1 protein-coding gene is annotated in these 312 nt (G+C 43.6%); it reads right to left on the bottom strand.

What is annotated here, in order from left to right; all coding sequences use genetic code 11:
* Window positions 1-285: hypothetical protein (locus tag NHF50_RS15665; RefSeq protein WP_252777373.1), on the bottom strand; the 285-nt coding region annotated here is incomplete at its 3' end.
* Window positions 286-312 lie beyond the last annotated feature (27 nt).

Raw genomic sequence — 312 nt, forward strand, 5'->3', positions numbered from 1 at the left:
GTCAGTATTTGTCGTCGTTGTAGTTCCCGAATCTCCGGTACCTCCCCCGCCCTCGACATAAACCATGGTACAACTGGCTCCTTGGTAGATCCAGCCGTATTCATATAAAGGACCTCCCGTTAAGTCTCCTTCATGGTATTCAACAACACCCCACACATAGTTATCTGTACAAACATATTCGTAATGAGGCGCTTCCATTTTAGCATCCGGATTGGTATAAAGTGCCGGATCTAAATCGAGTAAATAGAATCTTTCATTAAGTTGCTGTACTTCGCTTAATGACATGTTTTTCATGGAATCTATGGGAACGCC

Source organism: Flavobacterium sp. NRK F10 (genome assembly GCF_024054235.1).
Lineage (GTDB): Bacteria > Bacteroidota > Bacteroidia > Flavobacteriales > Flavobacteriaceae > Flavobacterium > Flavobacterium sediminis.